Source organism: Mesorhizobium sp. M7A.F.Ca.ET.027.02.1.1 (assembly GCF_004022985.1).
Classification (GTDB): Bacteria; Pseudomonadota; Alphaproteobacteria; order Rhizobiales; family Rhizobiaceae; genus Mesorhizobium.
On sequence record NZ_RZOL01000373.1, the window covers coordinates 1 to 6082 of the forward strand.

The following is a 6082-nucleotide window of genomic DNA, read 5'->3' on the forward strand; positions in this document are numbered from 1 at the left end:
CCCTGAAACCGTCGATCGAGGCGGCCCGGGCCGCCGGCATCCCGGTGGTCGAGTTCGACCGCCAGATCACCTCGACGCCATCCGACTTCACCTCTGTCGCCGGAACGGTCGAGATCGGCTACGTCGCCGCCGACCAGGCCGAGAAGCTGCTGAAGGCAAAGCACGGTTCGGTGAAGGGCAAGGTGCTGCAAGTCCTCGGCGATCCCGGCGATCCCTACACGCTCGACATCCAGAAGGGCTTCGAGGAGAAGATGAAGGCGTTTCCCGACGTCAAGATCATCTCGCTTCCGGCCATGCAGTGGGAAGCCAGCAATGCCGGCACAATCGTTGCCGACCAGATGCTGGCGAACCCGGACATCGACCTGATCTTCAGCCATGCCGCGCACCTTTCGGTCGCTGCCGTCGCCTCGCTCGAGGCGGCCGGCAAAAAGCCGGGCGACGTCATGCTGATGAGCTCGAACGGCGCTCCGGTCGGCCTCGACCTGATCCGCAAGGGCTGGCTCAACGCCGAAATCGAGCAGCCGCTCTACGCGCAGGCCGCGGCTGTCGCGATGTTCATGGACAGGATCGTCAAGAAGCAAGAGATCAAGCCCGGTGAATACGACGTGCTCGGCTTGAAATCGACCGTGACCAAGGAAGCCTGGGGTCCGAACATCAAGATCCCCGGTGCCGCCATCACCAAGGAGAACGTCGACAACCCGGCCTTCTGGGGCAACCAGAAGCCGCCGACGGACACCGTCAAGCCGGTCGAATAGTCATTGAAAGCGCTCCGGGCCGTAACGGCCCGGAGCCTACCCTTTCACAACGCCGCGTCCAAAAGACGCCGTGGCGAATTTGAATCCGCGCCCGAACCCGACGAAATCGAATTGATTTCGCGGGGCATGCGCCAACCGGATCAGCCCATGAACCCGCGCACACGCAAAGCCCTGGAGTTCGTACTCGACAACCTCGTCTGGTTCATGTTGCTGTTCGTGCTGGTGGTCTTCTCCATCTTCGTCCCGAACTACTTTCAGCTCGGCATCTTCGCCAACATCATCGAGGCTTCCAGCGTGCTCGGCGTCATGTCGATCGGCCTGGCGCTGGTGATCATCGCCGGCCACATGGATCTGTCGGTCGAATCCGTCGCAGCGCTTAGCGCCATGGCGGTCGGCATCCTGTTTTGCTCGTCGGGCATCGGCATGGGCGTGCAGTTGCATCCCGAATGGCTGATGGTTCCGGTTTCGCTGCTGCTGGCGCTGGCAGTCGGCGGCCTCATCGGCGCCTTCAACGGCTATCTGGTGGTCAAGGTGAAGATGAGCGCCTTCATCATCACGCTGGCGTCCTACATCTGGGTGCGCGGCCTCGTGCTGGTCGTGTCGGGCGGCCGCTCGGCGCAGGATCTTGCACCGGCCATCCGCTGGTTCGGCATCCAGCGGCTTGTCGGCCTGCCACTTACCGCCTGGATCGCGGTTGGCTGTTTCGTGGTCTTTTCGCTGATCATGGCCAAGACGCCGTTCGGCCGGCATCTGGTGATGATCGGCGGCAACGAGACGGCGACCTTCCGCGCCGGCATCCGGGTGAACCGCAATCTCATCATCGCCTTCGTGCTTGCCGGCGCCATCGCCGGCCTCGCCGGCTGGCTGCTGGCGATCCGCACGTCGGGCGCCACCGCCAATCTTGGCGTCGGCTTGCTGTTCAACGCCTTCGCCGCGGTCGTCATCGGCGGGGTCAGCCTGAAAGGCGGTGTCGGCACCCTGCCCGGCGTCTATGCCGGCGTGCTGCTGCTCTCGGCCATCAACACGGCGATCAATTTGATGGGCCTGCCGGCCAATTTTACCCAGGTGATCCACGGCCTGCTGGTGCTGGCGGCCGTGCTGCTCGACGCCTTCAAGCAAACCATTCGCCAAAGACTCGCATGACAGGACGGCTCGCATGACCAATCGGTTACAAGGCAAGGTAGCGCTGATCATCGGCAGCGCCCGCGGCATCGGCAAGGGCATCGCGCTACGCTTTGCCGAGGAAGGCGCAAGGCTGGTGCTCGCCGACACCGAGGCCGATGCCGGGCAAGCCACCGCTGACGAACTGGGCGTCCCCTTCATCCGCACCGACATCTCGCAAATGAGCGACGCCGAAGCCGCCGTGGCGCTGGCGCTGAAGCAGCATGGCCGCCTCGACATCATCGTGCAGAATGCCGGCATCTATCCCTGGCAGCTGATCGAGAACACCAGCGCCGACGACTGGGACCGCGTCATGGCGGTCAATCTGCGCGGCACCTTCAATGCCAGCCGCGCGGCCCTGGTGCCGATGAAGGCGCAAGGCTTTGGCCGCATGCTCTACACCTCGTCCATCACCGGCCCGCATGTCACCAGCCCAGGCCATGGCCACTATTCGGCCAGCAAGGCCGGCATCAACGGCTTCATCCGCGCCGCGGCACTGGAATTCTCCGGCTACGGCATCACGGTCAACGGCGTCGAGCCCGGCAACATCCTGACCGAAGCCATCGAGCTGCATCGCGGCGCGGCTTACATCAAGAACATGGAGGACTCCATCCCGCTCGGCCGCCTCGGCAGCCCGCGCGACGTCGCCAACGCCTTCCTGTTCCTCGCCTCCGACGATGCCAGCTACATCACCGGCACGACCATCGTCGTCGATGGCGGGCAGTTGCTGCCGGAGGGCAATGATTTTCGACTGTTGCCGCCTTGATCGTGCCTACTTCGGAGCGGCCCTTTTCTGCCGAAATGGTGTGCCGATCTTCTCGCCAAACGACTGCCGATGCATCGGGTGAAATCAGTCTTCGATGGGCTCATCTTCTATGTCAACTTCAGGCTGGAGGGCACGCCTAAATCCCCAGTTTTCCAGCTGGGCGACAAAGAAATTTTCCCTCTCTTGAAGGAAATCGTAAAAATCTTTTCGCGACTTGAGAGGCTTTTCCATAATTGCGATACAAGCCTCCGAAATTCCGTGAGCTTGAAGTATCTCAACAGTTGTAGCGCGCCCATTTATCTGAATGGCATTGCTAAGTTGAATTGCCGGATCGAGATGTAACCATGAGGCATTTGTTGATTGTTCGATCATCATCACGTTTAAGGCTAAATTTGCTGTGTCCTCGTCGTTCCATCCGACAAGGCTTTTAACGAAGCGGGTGGGGAAAATATGGTGCTTGGCCGTAGTGGCGGCGCCTGACTTTATACCGACTGGTTTCAGGGTGTGCGGATCCTTTAGACCGCGAGCATTCATTATGCATCTTAGCAGTTTTCCTGTCGCGCTATCCGGGGCCCGGACTTTTAGATTTTCAATGTACGTGTCTTTCAACCATTGCGGCATTTCATCATCTCCGCCCTTGATCCAGCGGTAGATTTCAGTCTTATCTCGTAATTGCTTGTCGTGCGTACTCTGTTGGTAGCGACGGGAAAGCACGGCGCCAATAAACCACTTTGCAATCTTTCGTTCTGCCTTTGCACGATCTTCCTGAGAAAGGTCTTCGCCGTCCAATAACTTTAGAGCATACGCCATTGGCGAAAAAATCACAGGATACACTAGTAGCTCCGAGGAACTGTCAAGCCCAAGCCCGATTTTATCCGTCAGGAGTTTTCCAGCTTTGTTTAGGTAATCTGCAGCGTCCATATGATGCTGCCGATAAAGTTCAGCAGTTATAGTTTTGGGCAACGCTGCCTTTTTCGTACCTTTATCACCAAAAAGCGCGACAGTTTGGAGTAATATGTCTCCCGTTTCATCTATTCTACCGTAGTATGGATGCAAATCCCTCAACGTCTCAATGTCGTCTGCCAAATTCAGCTGATGAGGGAATAGAATAGACACGACCAGCTCAAAGGGCGTAAGCAGCTTTCCTGTCGAATTTAGTGTCGAAAATATTCGGCTAACCGCCTCAATAGAGACTCCGCCATCGATTGTCGTGACAGGTATCGTCGTTTCGGCTGACGGCTTGAAATTCCCTTCTACTACATACTCAACAAAATCCGAACGTTCAGGGTATTTAGCTATATAAAGCTTCAACGCTCGCTTCAATTCGATTTCGTCATTTAGAGTCGCAGTCCAAAGCAGATGCCGCTTCAACAAGTTTTGACTTGGATCACTACTGGCGCGCTTAGCGATGCAATATCTATCATCCGCGTCGAGGTCGGCAAGAAAAGCTCTTATGGAGGGAGTTGAAGACAAATCAACTTTCATGTCCTTAACCATCTTAAAAAGACGCTCAAGATCGATAAAGTAATTCGTTGAACCTCGTTCGTAAAATAGCTCCAAACCTGCAGTAATCCTCTGCTGACCATCTAACACGAGGTTTTCCGGTTGAGTCTTTGACGCACCCTTAGACGAGCTACGGAAATCCCTCGGAGATAGATCAAACTCGTCGGATCGCTTTATGAAGAGGAAATTTCCGATGGGGAAACCCTGCCTCAAGCTGTCAAACAACAGGATGACCTGACTTGTCTTCCACTTCCAGTTTCGTTGGAAAGCAGGGAGTTGCAATCGCCCCTCGTAGGCTTTGGAGACGAGACTTGTGTAGGTTTCGACGCTCGATGTCATCTGGATCTCCGTGCACCGTCCTGGGCGCTCAACCCTCAACTACAGATCGGCTACGAATATGCAAGACGGATCATAGTTGGCATTCATGCAGAGGCTGCAATCGGTGCTAGATTCCTATTGCAACCGCTTGCAACGGCTCCATCCGTGCGCGGCTCTGGAATTCTCCGACTATGGCATCACCGTCAACGGTGTCGAGCCCGACAACATCCTCACTGAGCGATCGAGCTGCATCGCGGCGCGGCCTATATGCGGCCAAGAACATTGAGACCCATCCCGCTCAACCGCCTTGGCAGGCCACGCGATGTGGCCAATGCCTTCCTGTTCCTCCGCTCCGACGACGCCAGCTACATCACCGCCGCCACAACCATCGTCGTCGATGGCGGGCAGTTGCTGCCGGAGGGCAATGATTTTCGACTGTTGCCGCCGTGATTGCAGCACCTACCGAACGACTCGGTTCCGTGTCTTGGCAACAGATTGAATGGACTAATGGAATGGTGGGCGATGACGGGCTCGAACCGCCGACATCTTCGGTGTAAACGAAGCGCTCTACCAACTGAGCTAATCGCCCGCTCCGGGCCGGACCTTTAAGCGGTCAGGGTCCGCTTCGCAAGGCCAAATGAGCGCAGGATGCCCTGGTTGGATGCCGGTTTTGCCAACAAAACGCCGGCTGTCAAAAAACCTTCTCCTGTTTGCTGTTATGCTGTCCTGTCACGCTTGACACCCGGTGGCGAACCCCTTATCCAGCGCCCCAACGACGAACACGGCTGACACGTGTTCGCCATGCGCGGGTGTAGCTCAGTTGGTTAGAGTGCCGGCCTGTCACGCCGGAGGTCGCGGGTTCGAGCCCCGTCACTCGCGCCATTTATTTCAAGGGGTTAGCTACCGCCCCTTGAAAAGTTTCAACTCTCATTTTCCGGAGAGTTTCAACTTTTTGTATTCATTCCGTTCCTGGCCAAGCAGTTTCCTGCCCTCGCGGCGGCTGGCATCGGCGGAACGGACGGCCGCCAGATTGACCGGCATATAGGTCTTCTGCAGCGCCTTGTTCTCATCGATCGAATTGCCCATCTTGGCAGAGATCGCCTCGACCGATGCGCCGCCGGCATTGGCCTCGACCGCGCCCGAACGCCGCATGTCCATGAGGCGACGCTTCTCCCCTGCCCCGAAGACCAGCTTGCGCAGGTCGGCGAAATCGTCGACCAGCGAATCCTTGGTGTAGGGCACGCCGGCGCGCGGCCGGCCGCCCTTCGGTCCCGGCTCGAAGCCGCGCGAGCGGAAGATCGGCGCATCGTCCAGCAGCGTCACCCCGAGCGATTCGATGTAGGCCAGCACCAGGCGCTGGGTGCGCGGCGACAGCGTGCCGAAAGCCGCCTCGCCGCTCTTGGTGCGCGCGATGAGAAAGCCCCATTCCTGCGCCGTCTGCATGGCCTGCGCCGGGGTCAGCGTGCGCACGTCGACCGGCGAGAAGCTGGTGTCCCATGCAACGGCGATGATGCAGGCGAGCCCGCGGTAGCCGGCTCGCCTGCATCATCGCCGTTGCATGGGACACCAGCTTCTCGCC

At 58.3% G+C, this 6082-nt stretch carries 5 protein-coding genes, 2 tRNA genes and 1 pseudogene; 5 read left to right on the forward strand and 3 right to left on the reverse strand.

What is annotated here, in order from left to right:
* The 3 genes from EN749_RS28620 to EN749_RS28630 form a co-directional block, all read left to right on the forward strand.
* On the forward strand, nt 1-755 hold a 755-nt coding region (locus EN749_RS28620; protein ID WP_145991037.1), incomplete at its 5' end, for a sugar ABC transporter substrate-binding protein.
* A 147-nt stretch (nt 756-902) separates the two neighbouring features.
* Entirely contained in the window at nt 903-1898 is a 996-nt protein-coding gene (locus EN749_RS28625; RefSeq protein ID WP_013532177.1) for an ABC transporter permease, read from the forward strand.
* 13 nt (nt 1899-1911) lie between these two features.
* Nucleotides 1912-2682 carry an SDR family NAD(P)-dependent oxidoreductase gene (locus tag EN749_RS28630; RefSeq protein ID WP_127267956.1) on the forward strand — a complete coding sequence of 257 codons (771 nt, stop codon included), beginning with the start codon at nt 1912-1914 and terminating at the stop codon, nt 2680-2682.
* Nucleotides 2683-2766: 84 nt separating this feature from the next.
* Here EN749_RS28630 and EN749_RS28635 read toward each other — a convergent pair whose 3' ends face one another.
* A complete protein-coding gene (locus tag EN749_RS28635) occupies nt 2767-4524 on the reverse strand; it encodes a DUF262 domain-containing protein (protein WP_128364412.1) in 1758 nt (585 codons plus the stop codon).
* 148 nt (nt 4525-4672) lie between these two features.
* Between EN749_RS28635 and EN749_RS28640 the strand changes: the two are divergent.
* Nucleotides 4673-4953: pseudogene (locus EN749_RS28640) on the forward strand (SDR family oxidoreductase); the annotation flags it as partial.
* Between the two features lie 63 nt (nt 4954-5016).
* On the opposite strand, the gene EN749_RS28645 reads toward EN749_RS28640, so the two are convergent.
* A tRNA-Val gene (locus EN749_RS28645) sits at nt 5017-5092 on the reverse strand.
* A 216-nt stretch (nt 5093-5308) separates the two neighbouring features.
* Here EN749_RS28645 and EN749_RS28650 point away from each other — a divergent pair.
* Nucleotides 5309-5385 (forward strand) — tRNA-Asp (locus EN749_RS28650).
* Nucleotides 5386-5430: 45 nt separating this feature from the next.
* On the opposite strand, the gene EN749_RS28655 is transcribed toward EN749_RS28650, so the two are convergent.
* Nucleotides 5431-5973, reverse strand: coding sequence for a hypothetical protein (locus EN749_RS28655; RefSeq protein WP_128364413.1), 543 nt, complete (start codon nt 5971-5973; stop codon nt 5431-5433).
* Between the last annotated feature and the right edge of the window lie 109 nt (nt 5974-6082).